The organism is Candidatus Manganitrophaceae bacterium (assembly GCA_016200325.1).
Classification (GTDB): domain Bacteria; phylum Nitrospirota; class Nitrospiria; order SBBL01; family Manganitrophaceae; genus Manganitrophus.
The window spans coordinates 126599-144960 of the sequence record JACQEZ010000014.1 but is presented as its reverse complement, the minus strand read 5'-3'; the positions used below and the strand labels follow the sequence as shown (position 1 = coordinate 144960).

The window sequence follows — 18362 nt, the reverse complement described above, 5'->3', positions numbered from 1 at the left end:
AATAAGAACAAGCAGGCGTTTTTATGGCCAATCCGGAGGAGCCAAATGGTTATTCGTAACGAAGCGCTTCGATCGGATCGAGGGAGGCGGCGCGGCGAGCGGGGTAGAGTCCGAAGAAGACGCCGATGGCGATCGAGACCGCGGAGGCGAGAAGAATCGACTGGGGAGAGACGATCGTCGGCCACTGGACGAGGCTGGAGATGAGCTTCGAGCTGCCGATCCCCAGCCCGATCCCGAGGAGGCCGCCGATGAAGGAGAGAACGATCGCCTCCATCAAGAATTGAAGGAGGATGTCGCGGCCGCGCGCGCCGACCGCCATCCGGATGCCGATCTCGCGCGTCCGTTCCGTAACGGAGACGAGCATGATGTTCATGATTCCGATCCCGCCAACGATCAATGAGACCGAAGCGATGCTCCCCAACAGCAGCGCCATAATTTTTGAAGCCGACTCCGCGGCGCTGGCGATATCGGCCATGTTTCGAACGGAGAAGTCTTCTTCTTGTCCGGCCTGAAGACGGTGGCGCTGCCGAAGGAGTTGACGAATCTGCTCTTGCGCCACCGCCGTTTCCTCCGGAGCGTTCGCCGAGACCAGAATAATCCCGATATAGTTCACCCCCATGATCCGCTTCTGCAACGTGGTGATCGGGATGATGATCGTATCGTCCTGATCCTGTCCCTGGGCCGACTGCCCCTTTGGCGCGAGGACCCCGGCCACCTTAAATGGGACATTTCGGATTCGGATGATCTGTCCAATCGGATCTTGCGCGCCGAAGAGGCTGGTGGCGACCGTCTTTCCGATCACCGCGACTTTGTTCGCTCCGGTAACGTCGGATGGTGTAAACGGGCTGCCCGACTCGAAGTGCCAATCCCGGATGAGAAAAAAATTCGGGGTGCTTCCGCTGACCTGGGTCGACCAGTTCTGGTTGGCGCTGATCACCTGCGCGGTCGTTCGAAGCGAGGGGGCCGAGGCGCGGACGGCGGAGAGCTCCTTCTCAATCGCCGCCGAGTCTTCTTCCGTTAAGGTTGTCATCGCGCCCGCACCGGAACGGACGCCGGCCTGCGTCGTACTGCCTGGAAAAACCAACAGCATGTTCGACCCGATCGTCGCAATTTGAGCTTCCACCTGCTCTTTCGCCCCCTGTCCGACAGAAACCATCGTGATCACGGCGCCCACCCCGATGATCATCCCAAGCATCGTCAGAATTGACCGCATCGCATTTCGGGAGAGGGCGCGCCCGGCAATTTTTAGCGCAGTGATCGGACTCATTCATCTTCTCTATGATAAGCGATAAGCCGCCTGGAGGCTCAAACCGAGCCGGCCTCCGCCACAATCAACTTCAAGGCCTCTTTCGCGATCGCCCGCCCTTCCACCGGCAGATCGCTCTGGATCTCTCCATCCCGGAAGCGGATGATCCGGGAGGCGTACTGCGCGATGTCGGGCTCATGCGTCACCAGAATGAGGGTCATCCCCCCCTCATTCAGTTCTTGAAAGAGCGCCATGATCTCGACCGACGTGCGGGTGTCGAGGTTTCCGGTCGGCTCATCGGCCAAAATGAGCGGAGAGTGCATCACCAACGCCCGGGCGATCGCCACCCGCTGCTGCTGCCCTCCCGAGAGCTGGTTCGGATAATGATAGAGCCGGTCTCCCAATCCAACCCGCTCCAGCGCCGCTTGCGCGCGCGCGTGGGGAGCGGCCGAATCGCCGGTATAAATCATCGGGAGCTCGACATTCTCAAGGGCAGTCGTTCGGGAGAGGAGATTGAATCCCTGGAAGACAAAACCGATTTTTTGATTTCGGATCCGGGCGAGATCATTCGGCTTCAGCCCGCCGATATCGACCCCATCCAAAAGATAGCGCCCGCGGGTCGGGCGATCGAGACAACCTAAGAGGTGCATCAACGTCGATTTCCCCGAACCGGACGGTCCCATCAACGCAACAAATTCCCCTCGGGCCACCGAAAAGGAAACCCCCCTCAGCGCAGGAAGCTCCACCTCTCCGGCTTTATAAACCTTCCAGAGTGTCTCGACCTGAATCAGCCGGTTCATCTTGCCTCTTTCTTATCGCTTGGGCATCTTTTGGTCATCTTGCGCCTTCAGCTCGAAAGGCGCTGCCCTCATCAAAAATCGAGTGTGACCCTAGAATCCTCTCATCGAGGGGGGCCGCCCCCCTCCGGAGGAGCCGCCGCCCTTCCGGATCTTCTCGGTTACCAACAAATCGCCCGGCTTGAGATCGCCGGAGAGGAGTTCGGTCGAGGCGCCGTCGCTGAGCCCCAGGCTGATCGGCACCGCCACCTCTTTCCCTTCTTTCAGCACCCAGACCTCGGTCGGTTTCGATTTGTCTCCCTTCACCGGAACAGAGGGACCCGACGCCTTCTCCGGCCGGTAACGCAGGGCGGCATTCGGCAACTTCAAGACATCCTCCTTGTATCCGACGCGGACCACGACGTTCGCGGTCATCCCCGGCTTTAACTTTAGATCGGGATTCTTCACCCGAATAATCGCATCGTAAGTAACGACATTTTGGACGATGAGCGGCTGATTATAAATATCATGCACCGTCCCGCGAAAGGGGGTGTCAGGATAGGCATCGACGGTGAACTCCGCCTCTTGGCCGATCTGCACCCGGCCGATGTCGGCCTCATCGACGCTGGTATCGACCTGCATCTCGGTGAGATCCTGGGCGATGGTGAAGAGGGTCGGCGCCTGGAGCGACGCGGCGACCGTCTGGCCGACGTCGACGTTGCGGGAGATGACGATCCCATCGACCGGGGATGCGATGGTGGTATAGCGAAGATTCGCATCGGCGAGTTGCAGCGACGCGCGGTCCTGTTGAACCTGTGTTTCGGCCGCCTTCAGGCTCGCCGCCGCCGAATCGGCGGCGGTCTGGGCCGTATCCTTGTCACTCTGGGAGATCAGGTTGCGGGAGAGGAGGGTCTCCATCCGCAGCAGGCTTCGCTTCGCATCGGCCAGAACCACCCCGGCTTTCTCCACGTTCGCTTCGTCGTTGGCGAGCTTCGCCTTCGCCTGCTCGACCTGCGCGTTGAAGAGGGCCGGGTCGATCTGGGCGATGACCTGGCCTTTTTTGACGCGGGAGTTAAAGTCGGCGGAGAGCGTTTGAATCCTTCCGGAGACTTGGCTTCCGACCTGAACCGTCACCACCGCATTCACCTTCCCGGTGGCCGAGACGGTGGCGGTAATCCCGCCGCGCTCGACTTTCACCGTCCGATACTCCGGCTCTTTTTTTCCATCCCGGAAGAAGGCAAACCCGCCGCCCACAACGAGGAGAAGACCGAGCAGCAGAAACCCTTTTTTCCAACCTTGCAAAGGTGTCATCTCTCTGTTCTTACTCCGCATTCCTCATTCCCGCGTTCCGCAATTCACCTCACGGCCTTCCCATCGCCTTTTCAAGGTGAGCCACCGCCACCTTGTAATCATAAAGCGACTGGATCTGGGTGGTTTTCGCATTGGTGAGCAACACCTGGGCATCGGTCCGTTCGACCGAGGTGCCGACGCCGGCTTGAAAGCGTCCATTAGCCAGCTCCAGATTTTCCTCCGCCTGACGCACCACAATATTGGACGTGAGAACCCGCTCTTCCGCCTCCAGAAGGTTGAGATAGGTCTGTCGAACTTCTAAAAAGATATTCTGACGAAGCAGCTCTTCGTTTCCAAAAACGGTCCCCAGGTTGGCGCGGGCCTCCGCCACCTGCGACTTTTGTAGGAACCCGGAGAAGATCGGAAAGGTCAGGTTCAAACCGACATCCCAATTCCAAATCAGCGGGAAATCTTGTCCCCGGTAGGTATAATCGGCCGTGCCGGAGAGCACCGGGAAGAAAGCCCGTTGGGTGGCGCGGACCGACGCTTCCGCCGCCCGCTTCGTCGCCAGAATAGACCGAAGCTCCGGGCGCTGGCTCATTGCTTCTTCGAGCGCTTCCTTTTCCGTGACCTCGAACTTTTTAAAATTCAATATATCCTCCAGCTCCCCGATCGACTGGTTTGGAAGTCCGATCGCGTTCGCAAGGGTCACCCGGGCCACCTCGGCATTGTTCTTTGCCCGAATCAGGTTCAAGCGCGCATTGGTCAGATCGACCTCCGCCTTCGTCACGTCGAACTTCGGCCGGGTTCCGATCGAAAAAAAACCTTGCGCCTGCTCCAGGTGTTGCTCGAACTGCTGAACCGTCTCTTCATTCACACGAACCAGATATCGGGTCCCAAGGAGGGCGAAGTAGGCGACTTTGACGTTGACGACGACATCTTCGCGGGTCGCCTCCTCCGTCCAACGGCTCGCCTGAACCTCTTCCCTCGCCGACTCCACCGTCGCACCGGTCTTGCCGAAATCGAAGATCCGCTGCTGAAGCGACAATACGGAGGAGTAATTATCAAAGGAGCTATTCGAGGTTCCCAATCCGGCGAGCCGGTTGAGGCTGCTGCCGGTCTGAGAGCTCGGTGCAAAGTTGGCGGTGCTGCGTCGATAATCGGCGGTCAGGTCCACCTTCGGATAAAAATCAGAGCGGGCTTCCCCCAAGCGTGCCTCTTGGACCTGGGTGGTCGCTCGGGCCGTTCGGAGAGTGGGATGAAAGCGGAGCGCCAGGTCGATCGCTTGGTCGAGTGTCAATCGATTCGAAGGAGGCGCTTCGGCAAAAAGAACCGTTGCTGAAAGAAAGAGAAAAAGAAGGACGCCGAACCATCTTCCATGGAGACGCCACCGATTACGGCACACGCACCGCCTCATTGTTTAAATCAGTTCATTATAAAAGTGTGAGTGAGGTCTGTCAATTGACGGAAGGCGGCCGGACAAAAGGGCTGAGAAACGGCCGCCGAATTGATTCTTTTTGGGTGGAAGAAAGGCTGGTGGTCCCAACGGGGTTCGAACCCGTGTTTCCGGCGTGAGAGGCCAGCGTCCTGGGCCGCTAGACGATGGGACCAAAAATGGAGTTAATAGGTGAGGTTGGTTAAGCACGGCCCCAGTGATCAGGGCGCTTTAACCTCGATCTCATATACCAGGCGGTCCTCCGCAGAGAACTTCCAACCGTACCGACACTCAAATTCAATGATATGATTCCCGGGCTGGGTCGCGACGAACTCGAAAGAATGCATTCCGATGTCGTTTGTCCGGACATGACGGGTTCGCTCATATTCATCGCTGAGAGCCTTCAGCGCGGCGGTATCATATGTCGGCACATACCGGCTTCCCCGCGTCCGGTCTTCCCAGAATCGGACCTTAAACGGCTCCCCGACTTTGACCTGAATTTTTTTTAGCTCGTGCTGGATCTGCTGGGCCATGAGTTACCTAATAAAACGGTTCATTGATCGGTACTCTAGCGAAATCCCTCTCTTTTGTCAACGATTAATATCTTTAAGAGCAGATAGAGAGAAGGACGGGTAATTTTTGCGCGCCCTTCTGTGGAGTTGGAAGATCACTGCGCAGAAAGTCGGCGGTCTTACATTTATCTCTAACTCCGCCTTATTAAATGCAATAAAATCAAACGCCTTATTATGGCCTTCTTCTTGCTCTTATACTTCGGTATTCATGAGTTCACAACGAAAGGAAGGTGGAGAGAATGAAAAAGCAGATCTTATTTTCGTTTGCGGCAATTCTACTCAGCGCAGCCCCCTTGCTGGCCCAGATGACTCCCGAGCAGGGCGGCTCAGGCGCTTTTGGCACACCCGGAGGACCCAATTCAGACCTTCCCGGAAGCGAACCTCGAAATCCCAATCTCGGTGGGCCTGTTCCATGCCCTCCCGGCACCGCTGCTCCTGATTTAAACCAAGGAGATCGTGGAGGGTTGCAGAGCCCAGGCTCGGGGGGTGGGACACCGGGAGGATCGAACACCCTTCCCCCTCCGGGAGCGGTCCCTCCCAACCCACAAGGGAGCATTCCGCCGAATCCACAGGGAATTCCGTCAAATCCGCCGGGAAGTGTTCCGAGCATGCCGGGCGGCACGCTGGGAGATCAAGGAGGAGCGACACAACCGGGCGACCAATTGGGAATGACCAACTGCGCTCCCTCAGGCACCGATCGGGGTGGGTTAAGCAATCGATCGGGACAAGATCTACCCGGGTCGAATCGATCGACCCCGCCCCCGCTTCTTCCGCCGTCAGGCGGTTAGACAGCGGTCAGATATCAGCTCCCTCTTGGGAACCGAGAGGCGCCGATCCTTTTTATTTCATCGAGGATGATTGGAGACCGCTTCCGCGGACCCTTGAGGGGGCAGCACCGGCTGGTCGGAGTGAGGTCGGAGCCATCCGTCGACGGTAAACAGCTCGCCGCCGATCCGACGGTTTTCCGCCCGATTGGTCAATGGATTATAAGCAAGGCGGCCGGTGCCGGTCGGAGAGAAGTTTTGCTCGACGAATTCAATATGGTCGTCGGCCACCACGGTGATAATGGCGACGTGGCCATAGGGCCCCCCCTGGAAGGTGAGAATATCATTTGGTTTGGGGGGAATAGGGCCGCCGTTTTCGAAGGCGTCTAGTCCCTTCTGCGCGGCGGTTTTAAAATAGGTATTGGCATTCCCGTTCCACCGCTTTTCCATCATTCCTTCCCGTGTCTCGATTCCCATCACCAGGTGATAAAAGCGGCGCACATACTCAACGCACTGGTATTGCAACCCATATGTCGCCCGTCCACCGCAGCTCTCGTCAGGATCAACGAGGTTTGACTGGGCAGGAACTCCCGCGAAGGTCGCCAGGACCATCCCGCAAGAGCCGACCTCCGCGCTTTCCACCTTAAGTGGAAGACCCGCCATCCCGAACGCCAACATAGAGAAGACCAAGACCAACCGCTTCATCATCCGATGCTCCTTCTTAAAATAGGTTTTCCAGAAGAAATTAAAGACGAAGAGGGGCAATTTTGCAATGCAAAATGATCCCCCTGGAGAATTATATCCGAAAATTAAGAAATAGAGAGGAGGCGTTTAAGGTCTTTTCCCAATCAGGAGGGTCGTCGGGGATGACGCGGATGAAGCATGGTGAGATTAACAGCGATGAACCCGCCCATTGCGCCACCGGCGCCCGCGCCGATCAGCCCGGACTCGGTGCCGTTGAGCAAAATAGCAGCAACACCGCCGAGCAGCGCACCGATTACCACAAAAAGAAAGAAGCGCTGACCGCCAAGCCGCCAGACGACCATTCCGATCAGCGCGCCGACCGTGGCGGTCAGAAGAATCCAGAACAATCCGCCGATGAACGATCCGATCATTCCACCGGTCACGCCGGTGACCGCCATTCCTGGAAGGGCGCCTTGAAGCGATTTGAGAAAGGTTTTTTCTGACATGTCGGGAGGTTAGCAAATTCGGCGCAACGGAGTCAATTTCTTTTTACGGCCGAGCCGGTTTCAGAGAGAGGGATCCCCGTTCTGATGTTCCGAAATTTCCGCCATCTCGTTGAGCCGCTGTTCGACTTCACACCGGTATCGCTCCAGCGCCTCTCCCCTCGACCCCTGCGGGATAAAGAGGGGCAGATCCGACCACACTGTTACGCGTGAGAACGGCAGGACCAAAGCCAATTTGCACCAGCTCTTCCGAAAGAGATATTGCCGCGTCCCCCAGGACCGGATCTTGATGATCGGAGCACCGCTCTTCCATGCGAGCAGAACGATGCCCGGCTTGGCGACACGCTCCGGCGGACGGGGTCCATCGCATACGATCACCCCGATCGCCTTCTCCTTCACCACCTGCTCGGTCAGACGATCGAGCGCCGCTTTTCCCCCCTTCGAACTCGACCCCCGCACGACGGTAAAACCGCACCGCTCGATCAAATAGGTTGCGAGCGCCCCATCTTTGCTTTGGCTCACAATGGTCACGACCTTCCGGCGCTTTGCAAATGAGAGGAGAAAGTAAAAATTAAAGAGCATGTCTTGATGCCACCAGGTCAGGAGCACCGGCTGCTCTTCTTTCAGACAATCAAGAAGCGGTCCGTTCACTTTGACGCGACAGGTCCAGCGATAGAGTTGGATAAAGGTGCGGGCGATGAAATAGACGAGAAAGAAAACAATCTTCTCGGAATGGGTTCTCGGCAAGGGGCCTCCGGCGGACCGCATCAAAAAAACCGGGTCGATCGGATCATTGTACAGGATGGATCCCTTGAACTCAATCCAAAGGAGGGCACGCACCGGGTCGTTTCACTTCCAAGGTCTCAGGCGCCGGCGGAAACGATTTCAAACGGAGGCTGTTGCCGATGACCAGAAGACTGCTGAAGACCATGGCAAGGGCGGCGAGGAGGGGGCGGAGCAGGCCCATTGCCGCCAGGGCGACGCCGATGCCGTTGTAGAAGAAGGCCCAGAAGAGGTTTTGATGCATGATCCGGGACGCCCGCTTCGAGAAGGAGATCAACCAAGCGATCTTCCGAAGATCGGTATGGACCAAGCTGACATCGGCCGTCTCCTTGGCGACATCGCTTCCGGAGCCGACGGCGATGCCGACATCGGCTTCGGCGAGGGCGGCCGCGTCGTTGATCCCATCGCCGACCATCGCGACGATCTCTCCCCCGCCCTTTGCACGGCGGATCTCGTCCCGCTTCTCCGCCGGAAGCCGCTCGGCGCAAATCGAGAGGCTCGGCAGAAGCCGTCCGATCTCTTCGGCGACGGCTCTCTGGTCACCGCTCAAAAGGTGAAGGGAGAGCGGTTCGGCCTGTAGAAGCGAGAGCGCCTCCGTCGTCTCGGGTCGGAGCCGATCCGAGAAGAGAAAAGCGCCTTGGACCCTCCCCTTCCATCCGCAAAAGACGAGGCTCTTTCCCTCCGACGCCGCGCGGCTGCTCTCTCGATTAAGGCCGGCGTCTAACGTCAGGCCATTTTCTTCCATCCATCGCCGGCTCCCCATCCAAACCCTCTGATCGATCCCTTCGACCTCGATCTCCCCGCAGACGCCGAGGCCGGGGCGATTTTCGAAAGAGGCGACCGAGACGCGGCGGAGATCCCGTGCGGCCGCTTCCGCGCACAGCGCCTTTGCGAGGAGATGTTCCGAGAAAAAGGCAAGAGGGGCACTGATCGAAAAGAGCCGTTCTGATCCCGTAGTGGAATTTTCCGCGAGGAGCACCGCCAAGAATGCCGGTCTCCCCTCGGTCAACGTCCCGGTCTTATCGAAGAAGATCGACCGGATCTTCGGGAGCAGCTCGAACGCCTTTGCCGACCGGACCAACACCCCTTCCCGCGCGGCGCGACCGACCGCCACGGAGATGGCCATCGGGACCGCCAGCCCCAGCGCGCAGGGACAGGCGACCAGCAATACCGCCAAGAGATGAAAGAAAGCCGTCGTTCCACCGGCCCGTCGCCACCAAAAAAGACCGACCGCGCCGGCGATCGCAAAAATCAAGGGAACAAACTGTCCCGAGACACGGTCGGCGAGCCGCGCCATCTGACCCCGCTCCATCATCGCCCGCTCCATCAGCCGCACCATCTGACTGAAGAGGGAGTCGGCCAGCGGGGCGGTCGCGCGAATCCATAAGGGGCTCTCGCCGTTGACCGTCGCCGCATAGACCGCATCCCCCATCCCCTTCTCGACCGGCCGCGCCTCGCCGGTCAACATCGACTCATCGACGGTCGCTCTCCCTTCTCCCGCCTCCAGCACCGATCCATCGACCGGAATCTGCCCGCCGGGCCGTATCAAAATTTCTTCTCCCACCTGAATCTTCTCGGCCGGTTTTTCAATCTGCGTGGATCCCGCGCGCACCGTTGCAAGCAGCGGGGTAAGGGAGAGGAGACGCTTGATGCCATCCGCCGCATGGGCGCGCGCAACCGCTTCAAGCAGACGCCCGAGCGTCACCAGAACCAAAATCATTGTTCCGGTATCGAAGTAAACCTCTTCCCGACCGGTGATCCAAGCGAATGTGGAGTAGAGGTAGGCCGCACCGGCGCCCGAGGCGATTAAGCTCTCCATCCCGAAGGAGCCGGTCTGTAGCTCACGAACGAGCCCATTGAAAAAGGGGGCGCCGAGCAATAGAAAGAGCGGCGTCGAAAGGAGGAAGAGGATGAAGTGGAAAGAAGGGACCATTCCGGGTGGGACCGCTCCAGAATAGAGCAAGAGGCTGAAGGTCATGATGTTCATCGAAAGAAGGGCACCAAGCGCCAACCAGGCGAGTTGAAAGGCGGCTTCTCCCCCCTCTCCCTGTTCTCCGACAATGTGGAACGCGATCCTGCAGCCGTAGCAGCAAAAAGGATCGGTTTCGGATCGAGCCGGAAATCGGATCGGCAGCCGGCAATGCCGGCAGAGAAGGAGGGTCTTCACTGATCGACCTCATCCATGGCCTGCATGTAGAGGGGAAAAGCCGCGCAGGAGCGTCACCACGCCGAGGAACAAAATGGAGAGGCTCCCTGCTGAAACAGCATATAAGCGAAGCCGGGGAGAGAGCCGTTGGATCATGCTCGACGAGAAAAGAAGGGCCGGCACTGTTCCCAATCCGAAGGCGATCATCGTGAGAAGGGCCGAGGGGATCGATCCGCTGCTCGCCGCCTTGGCTGCAAACGCATACACCAAGGAACAGGGAAGGAGACCGTGAAAGATCCCGAAACAGAGGGAGCCGATCCCCCCGGGACGGCTTCGGATCGCAGCAAAGAGCGATCCGAAAAACGTCCCCGGCAGAGCAAGTCCGCCCGAGGGAGAAGGCGACAGCGCTTGAACGGCCGTCCAGACGATGAAGGTCCCGGTAATGAGCGCCAGCCCGCGCTGCGCGCCCTGCGAGAGGGCTCCCAGGGCACCGAAGAAACCCCCCAAGCAGAGATAGGTTCCGATCCGGCCGCCATGGTAGAGGAAGCGGTAAAACCTTTTCCGATGATTGGAGACGGTCCATCGGTCGTGCATTGCAGCAATCCCGCCGCACATCCCGACACAGTGAAGGGAAGCGGCGAGGCTCATCAGGAATAAGATCAGATACTCCATCCTCTACCTCTTCGATGAACACACCCTGAGGGTGAATCTCTTCAGCCTACACGCACAAGATCGATCGGTGCAGTAAGCGGACCCACCCTCAGGCCTCTGAGCCCTTGCGGCGAGGGATTGATTTAAAAAAACCTCCATGCTACGATCGATTCGAATTTAGAAAATATTTCGTGTGATCTGCTTTTTGTTTGTCCCCTTAGACTTCCTCGTAAGTTCATCTCAACGGATCACCGCTTCAGCTTGTCCAAGGCAATCGATATTGTCTGTAATGCAACCGAATGAACCGAACTTCGACTATCAAGAGATCCTCTTCGCGACGGTCAGCGTCCTTTTAATCACCCTGATCGGCATAGCACCCTGGTGGGTCGATTATTATGAGACCGGCTCTTTCTTCCGGACCGAACGAGATCTCTTCGCCAATCTCACCAGCACCTCTCTCAATCTCATCATGGTGCTCTCTTTGATTTACTTTTTTTCACAGCGGGCGCAGCGTCAGCAGTCTCGAAATTTAGAACTGCAACGGCTGGCGATCACCGACCATTTGACACAAATTCACAACGCACGCTTTTTCCATCAACGGCTTGAAAAAGAAGTGGAACGGGCGAGCCGGCAACGAGAGGTCTTCTCCCTTCTCTTCTTTGATATCGACGGGTTTAAGCGCTACAACGATTCCTACGGACACACCGCCGGCGATGCTCTTTTAAAGGACATGGGACGGATTATCTCGGAAATGATTCGGGAGGGGGTCGATTGCGGGGCACGTTACGGGGGGGATGAATTTTCGGTGATTTTGATCGATACCGATCTGGCGGCGGGGCTGGAAGTCGGCGAGCGGATCCGTCTTGCCTTCCATCAGAGCCAGAAATATCTCAGCTCCTTGAGCATGGGTGCGGCGGCTTTTAAACGTGGCGATTCATCCGACCGGCTCCTCAAGCGAGCGGACGAAGCGATGTATCGTGCGAAGCGGAAGGGAGGGAACCGGATCGAATCGGAGGCGGGATGGAGCCATTCCCACTACGATAAAACCGCTTAAGATTTCGGTCCGATCCGCTCCCCTATCGCTCCGACCTTTTTTCGGCGCGATTGCCGGGTGAAGCGCTGGAACTCTTTCCGGAACACTTCAATCTCTTCATCCGACATCTCTTCTAAATCAATCATCCAATTTCGCGCGCCATCGATGCTTCGGATCAATTCATCGAGCTTTAAATGAATCGCACGTGCATCCCGGTTCTGCGTGTTTTGAATGACGAAGACCATGAGAAATGTAATAATCGTCGTCCCGGTGTTGATGATCAGCTGCCATGTATCGGAAAAATGAAAGTAGGGTCCAGAGACCGCCCAGAAAATGAGGACGACAACGGCGGCAATGAACGAAGCGGGCGAGCCGACCGCCTGCGACGTTTTGTTTGAGAACTTTCGAAAGAGATCTCTACAGGTAAATCCCGCCTTCTTCTCAGCGAATGTCTCGTCCGCCAGCGCACATTGCTCCTTCTTTTGTTGCATGGGGAAACCTCCAAAGGGTTTAGCATCCTCTCTTCTCTCCCCACATTTTAGATTCGCTCATCAGGCCGCTTCTGAAACCCCTCCGGTCTCGACGAGCTGCTTCAACTGATTCAGGCTCTTCTCAAGCGCCTGCTCCGGCACCTTACCGAAAATTCGCGCAAACGCCACACCCAAGAGACTGTGCGTCGGATCATATTTGAGAAAAAGACGAACGCGCGTCCCCGCCGGATCTCCTTCGAATCGGACCGAAATGACCTCTGCGCTTCCCTCTTCACCCGCACCCCAGACAAGTGCCTCGTTCGGGCGGTCTTCGATCAATTGAGCCTCCCACTCCAATTGGGTGCCGTTTCCAGAGCCGGCCACCCAGAAGGAACGGCCGGCGCTCTCCTCGCGAATCGTTTCGAGGGCGTCAAAAATGCGGGGAAGATTCTCGAGCTTCTTCCAGAATGCATAGATCGCTTCCGGCGGTTGGCTGATCGTGAGGACCCGCTCCACCTCAACCACACCCTGCTTGGGTCGCTCCGATTCGTTAACTGTCTCGCTCCCTGTCGGTTCCCCCTCCAACCGGTCGGACGTATCCTCGTCCCGAGCCGTGTTGAACCCCAACGCTTGGTAGCCGTAACAGCGCCCTGTCACCCCGCGGTGTACCAACGCACCGCCAATGAGCGCCAAGGCCAGACCCGACCAGGAGCGGCGCTTTAAGCCATAGACAACAAGACCTCCGCCGCCGATCGCTGAGAGCCACCGCTCTATTTTTCCAACATTGATCTTGCTGCTCTGTTCCTGGAACATGCGATCTCCTCCTGTTAACGGTTGAATATCGATATGAGTCCTTCTCTAAAATTTAAATTAGCCGTTTACGACAACCCCTCCATTCGGATGAAGCACCTGGCCGGCATAATAGGATGCATCCTCCGAGGCAAGGAAAACATAGGTCGGCGCGACTTCATCCGGCTCCCCCGCCCGCCCCATCGGAACATTGCCTCCAAACTCGGCAACCTGTTCCGCTGATTTTGCCTCGGCCGGGATCAGCGGCGTCCAGATCGGACCGGGGGCCACACCGTTAACACGAATCCCCCGCTCGATGAGCGACTGCGACAAAGAACGGGTAAAAGCGACAATCGCCCCTTTGGTCGCGGAATAATCAAGCAGATGGGGGCTTCCCTTGTAAGCGGTCACCGAAGCGGTATTGATGACGGCGCTCCCCTCCCGCAAATGCGGCAGGGCGGCTTTGGTGACATAAAAAAAAGAAAAAACATTGGTCCGAAACGTCCGTTCAAGCTGCTCGGCGCTGATCTGCTCTAATCCCTCTTGGGGATGCTGTTCGGCCGCATTATTCACAACGATATCCAGTTGCCCAAAAGCCTCGATCGTCTGACCGACCATTTGGCGACAAAAACTCTCCTCACCGATATCCCCCGCGATCGTGATGCAGCGGCGTCCCTCTTTTTCGATCAAACGCCGCGTCTCCTCCGCATCCTGATGTTCGGAGAGATAGCCGATGGCGACATCGGCTCCCTCTTTGGCAAAGGCGATCGCCACCGCCCGTCCGATTCCGCTGTCGCCGCCGGTGATCAGCGCCGCCTTTCCCAACAGTTTTCCGCTTCCTCGATAATGGCGCTCTTTCGATTGAGGCGGCGGCGTCATCTTTGCTTCAATCCCCGGCTGACGCTCCTGGCGCTGCGGGGGACGTTGCTGTCTTTTTTCTTCCTCTGCCATCCCTTCACTCCTTACCCATAAGGCTTCATGCGGCCGGGCGTCGGCGCTTCTCTCCCGGACCCGGGAGCCGCTGACGCTCCTCGAAAAATCGTTCCCAAAGGCCTTTTTTCTTTTTTACGAGGTCCAGCACGTTCCGGATGGTGAAATCGGCGATCTCCACCCCACGGCCGATCTCTTTCCAGGTGAGCGGCATTGAGACCGTCGCGCCGGGCTTGGCCCGGACACTGTAGGGAGCGACCATCGACTTTCCCCGCGCGTTCTGAAGCCAATCGATGTAGACCTGTCCCTCCTTGCGCTCTTCCGGTTTTCGCTCGACCGTCGCCATCTCCGGTATTCGCGAGGCGACCTCGCATGCGATCGCCTCAGCGAAGGCAGCGACCGCTTCATATTCATAGATTGGCTCCAGGGGGAGATAAATATGGATTCCCGAGGAGCCGGACGTCTTCGGATAGACGGTGAGCCCCCGAGATGCGAAGACCTCGCGCGTCACTTCTGCCGCCTTTAACACATGCTCCCAAAGAGCGCCCCGCGGGTCGAGGTCGATGACGAGCCAGTCGGGCCGGTCGATCCGATCGAGGGTCGAATGCCACGGGTGATGCTCAATCGTCCCAAGATTGACCAGATGGAGAAGCGAGGGAAGGCCGGTATAGACGGCATAGTCAATCTCTCTCCCCTCCTCATTTTGCATCCGAGCGGTCCGTAAATACTCGGGAGCGCTCTGCAGGTCATGTTGGAAAAATTTAGGCGCCCCGATCCCCCGCGGCCAGCGCTGCAGGATCGCAGGACGGTCCTGCAAAAAAGGACCAAGATAGGGGAAGATCCGAATATAGTAGGTCAAGAGATCGAACTTGGTGATTTTTTCTTTCGGCCAATAGATCCGATCGAGGTGGCTGAGCGCGACGTGCGTGCCGTCGATCTCGACCGTGACGTCACCGGTCGGATGCGTTAGACCGAGGAACGCTTCAACCGAAAGCGGCTCCCCTTCCGGAGCGGCGGTTCGTTTGATTCGAGCCGGCTTGATCCGGGAGATCGGTTTGACCTTTCCTTCGACCTGTTTTTCGGCCCCTTTCGGCTCCGCTGCGTCGCCCGGCCGGGCAAACTCATCGGCGATTTTCTGAAGGAGCCAGAGCGGCTTTCCCCCCTGCTTCCGCCCTTTCATTTTAAAGAGTCGCCACTCCCCTTGAAGACGCTCGCCATGAAGGCGAAACTTCAGCGCGCCTTTCTTCCAGGCTTCGAGCGGATCGCCATCGATCATTTCATAGGTCCCGATATCCCACCGATAAACGACCCCGCCGCCGTAGCTTCCCTTGGGAATCTCTCCGGTGAAGGTGAGATAATCGACCGGGTGGTCTTCAACCTCCACGGCCAGCCGCTTGGCGGCAGGATCGAGGGAGGGGCCCTTCGGCACCGACCAGCTTTTCAGTACCCCCTCGATCTGGAGCCGAAAATCCCAGTGAAGACGGCTCGCATGATGCTCCTGGACGACGAAGCGTTCTGCGGCCGTCGGCCTCCCCCGACCGGACGGTTCGGAGGTCTTTTTAAAATCTCGCTTTTCTCGATAACGTTTGAGCCCCATCGATACCCATTCCTGATTCTCTTCCTTATATCCAGAATAGACCAAAGAGAGATCGTGGGGCAAGAGGTCGGACGGCGGGGCCGGGACATGGCGCGACATGCCCCGGCCCATTAGAGATCGGTCAGATGGACCTTAAAACGGGGTTAGGGTCTCACCCAGAGTTCGACCTCGTCATAGAGGACGGTCCCCTCATAATGGGTGATGTGAGGATCCCCGAACATGAAGTAATCGGGGTAGGCGGAATCGGCCGGCCATGCATGCCAGTCGATCCCGATGTTTTTCAACGGTTGGCTGTCTTTATCATGTGGGGCATCTTGAGCGGTGTTGTTGTAGTGCCAGATCGGCGTCTTTCGAAAATCGATCTCGCCTCGATACGTTGTCTGTCCGCTATACTGGAACCGCCCGGAGACCTCTAAAATATAGTGTGTCGCATTTCGCTCGATCGTCACCGTGTAGGTCTCGCCATTGAGGTAGGCGTCGGCCGCCGTATGCCCGGTCGGCCCGCAGTCGGCATGAAAAGCGCCATTATAAAAGCAGTGAAACGGATTCCCGGTCCAGACGCTGCCGAACCGGTTGCCGTCGAGGGCGAGCATCGAGACCGGATGAGACCCCTCGCTGATCCGACCCTTGGGCGTCCAGATCGTCGACCAGGAGCCGTCCGGATAAATATTGTTGTCGGAGTCGATCACCACTTTGCGATGGTGATGAATCCAGACGTTGTTGTGCGGCATCGGCCGGGTGTCCACGATCGTGAGAAAATAAAAACCATTCTCACGCCATGCTTCCATCGGCGTGATCGCGCTGTCGGTAAAGCGCCAGGGATCGGCCGTCTCCGTCCCGTCGGAATAGCCGTTTTTCCGCCAGACGCCGTCATTATCGCGCCCGCCGGCAGAAATCGGCGTCACCTTCAGTCGAATCCGATACTCAGAAGGAAGCGGCTCGGTGCTCCGCACCTCGGCGCCATCGTAATGAACTTGATCGTTTAGTTGAAGGAGATGATTTCCATCGAGCATCTCGGTGATGAGAAATTCGCCGCCATGCTCTTTCGCCACATCGAGGATGCCGTCTCGATTGGCGTCTCGCCCATAGAGCTCAAAGGTCAGCCATCCCCCTTCTCCATAGGTAAATGATTTTCGAAAGGAGAGGAATTTTCCGAGCGCTTCAGAAAAATCATGTCCCAGGAGTTGATATTTTTTGAAGAAGAACGGACCATCTTCATCCCACGGGTCTTCAGGTTGTCCGTAGTAATCGCGCTCCCAGGGGAGATTCGCCGGCAGCGGCTGGTCAAATGTTTCCTTATGCTTGAGAACCCATCCATCCACCGCAGCAGGCTGATCGGGCGGCAGTGAAATCGGGACAGGAGAAACAGCGGGCGTGGAAGGGGCAGGCGGGGAGGTTTGGGGAGGGGCCTGATCGATCTGAGCGACCCCCACCGAAACCGGGGTTCCGTCTACCGGAGAGCCGACCGCTCCCGAGGGAGAAGCGCCGCCCCCTCCGCTACAGCTCATACAGAACAGAAGCACCCCAGCGGCGCCGATTAATTTGATGTTACGTTGAAATTGAAACATGCATCCCCCTTTCTCTAAAGCGGGACAAGCCTACCCGATTCAGATCAAGGGAGCGATTGGGAAAGGAGAGTAGATTTGAAAGAAATCAGACGTAGAAATGCGGTAGGCTTATCACGAGAGATGATAATAACTGCGATACCAGTCGACAAAACGTTGGACCCCTGTTTCAATCGGCGTCGCCGGCTTAAAACCGACCTCTTTCATCAGATCATCGACATCGGCGTAGGTTGCCGGGACGTCACCCGGCTGGATGGCCACCAACCGCCGCTCCCCTTTTTTGCCGAGCGATTTCTCGAGGGTGTCGAGGAGGGTCAGAAGGGCCACGGGGGAATTGTTTCCGATATTGAAGATCCGATAGGGGGCGTTGCTGGTGGCCGGGTCGGGCTTTCGGCTGTCCCAATTCGGATCGGGGCCTGGAATTTTCTCGCCGACACGGACCACCCCTTCGACAATGTCGTCGATGTAGGTAAAATCGCGCTCCATCCGGCCGAAGTTGTAGAGCTCGATCGGCTTTCCATCGAGGATCGCCCGGGTAAAGAGGAAAAGCGCCATATCGGGCCGTCCCCAGGGGCCATAGACGGTAAAGAACCGGAGGCCGGTCGTCGGAATCCGATAAAGATGGGAATAGGTATGGGCCATCAACTCGTTGGACTTCTTGGTGGCGGCATAAAGCGACACCGGATGATCGACCCGGTCGTGGACAGAGAAGGGCATCTGCGTATTCGCGCCGTAAACCGAACTCGAGGAGGCGTAAATAAGATGGGGGACTTGAGTCTGCCGGCAACCTTCTAAAATATGGAGAAATCCCACCAGGTTGCTTTCGATATAAACGTGTGGGTTGGTCAGAGAGTACCGGACCCCCGCCTGTGCAGCGAGGTGGAAGACCCGCTCGAATCGCTCGCTTTGGAACAGGTCGTTGATCGCCCGTCGGTCGGATAAATCGGCCTTCACAAACCGAACCGCCGGATTCCCTTGAAGCTGCTTGAGACGGTCTTGTTTCAGTCCGACATCATAATAGTCGTTTAGGTTGTCGAGACCGACGACCGCATGTCCCTGAGCAAGAAGCCGTTGCGAGAGATGAAATCCGATGAATCCAGCCGCGCCGGTGACCAAAACCTTCAAAAT

At 57.5% G+C, this 18362-nt stretch carries 18 protein-coding genes and 1 tRNA gene; 2 read left to right on the top strand and 17 right to left on the bottom strand.

Annotated features, from left to right (window positions below):
• Positions 1-49: 49 nt before the first annotated feature.
• From HY282_12275 to HY282_12250, 6 genes are all read right to left on the bottom strand, one after another.
• On the bottom strand, positions 50-1267 hold the full coding sequence (locus HY282_12275; protein ID MBI3804525.1) for an ABC transporter permease: 1218 nt from the start codon (positions 1265-1267) through the stop codon (positions 50-52).
• Positions 1268-1305: 38 nt separating this feature from the next.
• Positions 1306-2037 carry an ABC transporter ATP-binding protein gene (locus HY282_12270; protein MBI3804524.1) on the bottom strand — a complete coding sequence of 244 codons (732 nt, stop codon included), beginning with the start codon at positions 2035-2037 and terminating at the stop codon, positions 1306-1308.
• Positions 2038-2136: 99 nt separating this feature from the next.
• A complete protein-coding gene (locus HY282_12265; protein MBI3804523.1) occupies positions 2137-3333 on the bottom strand; it encodes an efflux RND transporter periplasmic adaptor subunit in 1197 nt (398 codons plus the stop codon).
• A 49-nt stretch (positions 3334-3382) separates the two neighbouring features.
• The gene (locus tag HY282_12260; protein MBI3804522.1) at positions 3383-4717 is read right to left on the bottom strand and encodes a TolC family protein; all 1335 of its coding nucleotides are present in this window, start codon (positions 4715-4717) and stop codon (positions 3383-3385) included.
• A 129-nt stretch (positions 4718-4846) separates the two neighbouring features.
• Positions 4847-4922, bottom strand: a tRNA-Glu gene (locus tag HY282_12255).
• A gap of 46 nt (positions 4923-4968) precedes the next feature.
• The gene (locus tag HY282_12250) at positions 4969-5280 is read right to left on the bottom strand and encodes a protease inhibitor I42 family protein (GenBank protein MBI3804521.1); all 312 of its coding nucleotides are present in this window, start codon (positions 5278-5280) and stop codon (positions 4969-4971) included.
• A 503-nt stretch (positions 5281-5783) separates the two neighbouring features.
• Between HY282_12250 and HY282_12245 the strand changes: the two genes are divergently transcribed.
• Positions 5784-6107, top strand: coding sequence for a hypothetical protein (locus HY282_12245; protein MBI3804520.1), 324 nt, complete (start codon positions 5784-5786; stop codon positions 6105-6107).
• Between the two features lie 57 nt (positions 6108-6164).
• Here HY282_12245 and HY282_12240 read toward each other — a convergent pair whose 3' ends face one another.
• From HY282_12240 to HY282_12220, 5 genes are all read right to left on the bottom strand, one after another.
• On the bottom strand, positions 6165-6791 hold the full coding sequence (locus tag HY282_12240) for a CHAP domain-containing protein (protein ID MBI3804519.1): 627 nt from the start codon (positions 6789-6791) through the stop codon (positions 6165-6167).
• A gap of 140 nt (positions 6792-6931) precedes the next feature.
• A complete protein-coding gene (locus HY282_12235; protein MBI3804518.1) occupies positions 6932-7273 on the bottom strand; it encodes a hypothetical protein in 342 nt (113 codons plus the stop codon).
• 60 nt (positions 7274-7333) lie between these two features.
• Positions 7334-8017: a DUF374 domain-containing protein gene (locus HY282_12230; GenBank protein ID MBI3804517.1), complete on the bottom strand. Its 684-nt coding sequence runs from the start codon at positions 8015-8017 to the stop codon at positions 7334-7336.
• 70 nt (positions 8018-8087) lie between these two features.
• Positions 8088-10220, bottom strand: a complete 2133-nt coding sequence (locus HY282_12225) for a cation-translocating P-type ATPase (protein MBI3804516.1) — start codon at positions 10218-10220, stop codon at positions 8088-8090.
• 9 nt (positions 10221-10229) lie between these two features.
• Entirely contained in the window at positions 10230-10871 is a 642-nt protein-coding gene (locus tag HY282_12220; protein ID MBI3804515.1) for a sulfite exporter TauE/SafE family protein, read from the bottom strand.
• A 268-nt stretch (positions 10872-11139) separates the two neighbouring features.
• Here HY282_12220 and HY282_12215 point away from each other — a divergent pair, with 268 nt between their 5' ends.
• Complete coding sequence (locus tag HY282_12215; GenBank protein MBI3804514.1) at positions 11140-11904, top strand: GGDEF domain-containing protein; 765 nt, start codon at positions 11140-11142, stop codon at positions 11902-11904.
• Here the strand turns inward: HY282_12215 and HY282_12210 are convergent.
• The 6 genes from HY282_12210 to HY282_12185 all read right to left on the bottom strand — a co-directional run bounded on the left by HY282_12210 (position 11901) and on the right by HY282_12185 (position 18362).
• A complete protein-coding gene (locus HY282_12210; GenBank protein ID MBI3804513.1) occupies positions 11901-12374 on the bottom strand; it encodes a low affinity iron permease family protein in 474 nt (157 codons plus the stop codon). The two genes, HY282_12215 and HY282_12210, sit on opposite strands and share 4 nt — an antisense overlap.
• A gap of 60 nt (positions 12375-12434) precedes the next feature.
• A complete protein-coding gene (locus HY282_12205) occupies positions 12435-13166 on the bottom strand; it encodes a DUF2892 domain-containing protein (protein MBI3804512.1) in 732 nt (243 codons plus the stop codon).
• 57 nt (positions 13167-13223) lie between these two features.
• Positions 13224-14093 carry an SDR family oxidoreductase gene (locus tag HY282_12200; GenBank protein ID MBI3804511.1) on the bottom strand — a complete coding sequence of 290 codons (870 nt, stop codon included), beginning with the start codon at positions 14091-14093 and terminating at the stop codon, positions 13224-13226.
• 25 nt (positions 14094-14118) lie between these two features.
• The gene (locus tag HY282_12195; GenBank protein MBI3804510.1) at positions 14119-15768 is read right to left on the bottom strand and encodes a hypothetical protein; all 1650 of its coding nucleotides are present in this window, start codon (positions 15766-15768) and stop codon (positions 14119-14121) included.
• Positions 15769-15812: 44 nt separating this feature from the next.
• Positions 15813-17237 (bottom strand): hypothetical protein, encoded by a 1425-nt coding sequence (locus tag HY282_12190; protein MBI3804509.1) that lies wholly within the window; start codon positions 17235-17237, stop codon positions 15813-15815.
• Positions 17238-17348: 111 nt separating this feature from the next.
• Positions 17349-18362, bottom strand: coding sequence for an NAD-dependent epimerase (locus HY282_12185; protein ID MBI3804508.1), 1014 nt, complete (start codon positions 18360-18362; stop codon positions 17349-17351).

Coding starts and splice junctions, on each gene's coding strand:
- HY282_12275 (MBI3804525.1), bottom strand. CDS start 1,267: ATGAGTCCGATCACTGCGCTAAAAATTGCCGGGCGCGCCCTCTCCCGA.
- HY282_12265 (MBI3804523.1), bottom strand. CDS start 3,333: ATGACACCTTTGCAAGGTTGGAAAAAAGGGTTTCTGCTGCTCGGTCTT.
- HY282_12250 (MBI3804521.1), bottom strand. CDS start 5,280: ATGGCCCAGCAGATCCAGCACGAGCTAAAAAAAATTCAGGTCAAAGTC.
- HY282_12240 (MBI3804519.1), bottom strand. CDS start 6,791: ATGATGAAGCGGTTGGTCTTGGTCTTCTCTATGTTGGCGTTCGGGATG.
- HY282_12235 (MBI3804518.1), bottom strand. CDS start 7,273: ATGTCAGAAAAAACCTTTCTCAAATCGCTTCAAGGCGCCCTTCCAGGA.
- HY282_12220 (MBI3804515.1), bottom strand. CDS start 10,871: ATGGAGTATCTGATCTTATTCCTGATGAGCCTCGCCGCTTCCCTTCAC.
- HY282_12215 (MBI3804514.1), top strand. CDS start 11,140: ATGCAACCGAATGAACCGAACTTCGACTATCAAGAGATCCTCTTCGCG.
- HY282_12210 (MBI3804513.1), bottom strand. CDS start 12,374: ATGCAACAAAAGAAGGAGCAATGTGCGCTGGCGGACGAGACATTCGCT.
- HY282_12205 (MBI3804512.1), bottom strand. CDS start 13,166: ATGTTCCAGGAACAGAGCAGCAAGATCAATGTTGGAAAAATAGAGCGG.
- HY282_12200 (MBI3804511.1), bottom strand. CDS start 14,093: ATGGCAGAGGAAGAAAAAAGACAGCAACGTCCCCCGCAGCGCCAGGAG.
- HY282_12195 (MBI3804510.1), bottom strand. CDS start 15,768: ATGTCGCGCCATGTCCCGGCCCCGCCGTCCGACCTCTTGCCCCACGAT.
- HY282_12190 (MBI3804509.1), bottom strand. CDS start 17,237: ATGTTTCAATTTCAACGTAACATCAAATTAATCGGCGCCGCTGGGGTG.